Below are 2,037 nucleotides of genomic sequence, written 5' to 3' on the forward strand. Positions count from 1 at the left end.
CCGGTCGGCGGCCCGGTCGGCCTCGCGCCAGCCGCGGTCGGGCTCGTCGAGCCGCATCTGGCGGTGGGCCGTGCCGGCGGGAGCCAGCCCCTCGACGCGCACGCCGACGAGGCGGATGCGGGCCCGGTCCAGCCGCAGCCCCTCCCAGAGCCGGCGCGCGGCCGCGTAGACCTCGCGGCTCACGTCGGTGCGCTCGTCGAGGGTGCGCGACCGCGTGATGGTCGTGAAGTCGGCGAAGCGGACCTTCAGCACGACCGTCCGCCCGACGGTGCCCGCGGCGCGCAGCCGGGCGGTGGTCAGCTCGGAGAGCCGCAGCACCTCCCTAAGGACCACCGCCTCGTCGTCGACGTCGGAGGAGAAGGTCTCCTCCGCCCCGACGCTCTTCTCCGGCGCGGACGGCACGACGGGCCGCGGGTCGCGCCCCCACGCGAGGGCGGCGAGGTGCGCGCCGCTCGCCTCCCCCAGGGCGCGCACGAGCGTGGCCCGCGGGGTGTGGGCGATGTCGCCGACGGTCCGCAGGCCGAGCCGCTCGAGCTGCTCCGCGGTGCGCTCGCCCACGCCCCACAGCGCCGACGCCGGCAGCGGGTGCAGGTAGTCGACGACCCGGTCGGCCGGGACCACGAGCAGCCCGTCGGGCTTGCAGCGGGAGGAGGCCAGCTTGGCGACGTGCTTGGTGGAGGCCACCCCCACCGAGCAGGTGACGCCCTGCTCGTCCTCGACGCGGCGACGCACCTGCTGGGCGATCTCCCGGGGGCTGCCGAGGCGCCGCAGGGCGCCGCTGACGTCGAGGAAGGCCTCGTCGAGGCTGAGGGGCTCCACGAGGGGGGTCACGGAGCGGAAGACCTCCATGACCCCGGCCGAGACCTCGGCGTACCGGCGGTGCTGCGGCGGCAGGACGACGGCGTGGGGCGCGAGGCGGCGGGCCCGCCCCATGGGCATGGCCGAGTGCACCCCGAGGGCGCGCGCCTCGTAGGTGGCGGACAGGACGACGCCGCGGGTGCCGGCGCCGCCCACGACGACCGGCTGCCCGACGAGCTCGGGGTGGTCCAGCAGCGAGACGGACGCGTAGAAGGCGTCCATGTCGACGTGCAGGACGGTGCACCCCGTGTCGTCGGCGTCCGGCCCCGCGACGGGGGCGCCGCCGACCGGGTCGGCCCTCCCCGCCCCCGCGGTGCGGTCGAGCTGCGAGCGCCCCACGGGACCTCCTCTCGGCGACGTCGTGGTCCGACGGCCAGCCTGACGGCGGGGTGTGACGGCGGGCCGCGACGACGGGACTGCGGTGCGGCGTCCCGGCCGCGGGGCGGCCGGGACCTCTCGGGCGGACCTCCCTCGGGCGAGGGGCTCGGGCGGGTGCGCGTCGGGGACGGCGTCAGACGGGCGCGGCGTGCAGGTGGAGCTGCCCGGCCGCGCCGAGGAGGGCGGGGTCGGTGCCGGCGAGCCTCTCGAGCTCCTCGAGCGCCTGGACGGCGGCGGGGTCGAGGGCCGACCCGCCGCGGGGGGCCAGCGCCGGCAGCACCCCGACGCCGTCGGCGCGCAGCACGGAGAAGCCCGCGCCGGCGAGGAGCCGGCGGGCGCCGTCGGCGTCGAAGCGGCGCAGCAGGGGGTCCTGCGCGCCCCAGCGCCCGTCGGGGTCGAGCTGGAGGGCCCGCGCCTGGCGCAGGTGGCCGGAGGCCACGCGAGCGAGGAGGGCTCCCCCGCGGGCGGCGACGAGCGCGCTGAGGCGGCCCGTCGGCCGCAGGGCCCGCCGGCACGCGACCAGCGCGCGCCCCGGGTCGTCGACGACCTCGAGCACCCCGTGGCACAGGAGGAGGTCGACGCTCCCGTCGGCCACGTGGTCGGGCAGGTCCTCCGCGTCCCCTTGCACGCCGGTCAACCGGGCGCCGACCCCCACGTCGTCGGCCCGCCGCGCGAGGGCGGCGAGCGCGTCCGGGCTGGGGTCGACGACGACGACCTCGTGCCCCGCGGCGGCGAGGCGGACGGCGAGCCCGCCGGTGCCGCCCCCGAGGTCGAGGACGCGGGCGGGCGCGCCGTCGCGGG

At 79.3% G+C, this 2,037-nt stretch carries 2 protein-coding genes; both read right to left on the reverse strand.

Annotated elements, in window-relative coordinates:
• On the reverse strand, window positions 1-1,197 hold a 1,197-nt coding region (gene dinB / locus HLB09_RS16220; RefSeq protein ID WP_322790232.1), incomplete at its 3' end, for a DNA polymerase IV.
• 172 nt (window positions 1,198-1,369) lie between these two features.
• Window positions 1,370-2,037 (reverse strand): class I SAM-dependent methyltransferase (locus tag HLB09_RS16225; RefSeq protein ID WP_171204342.1); only part of this gene is annotated, 668 nt, incomplete at its 5' end.

The organism is Pseudokineococcus marinus, from assembly GCF_013004605.1.
GTDB classification, from domain to species: domain Bacteria; phylum Actinomycetota; class Actinomycetes; order Actinomycetales; family Quadrisphaeraceae; genus Pseudokineococcus; species Pseudokineococcus marinus.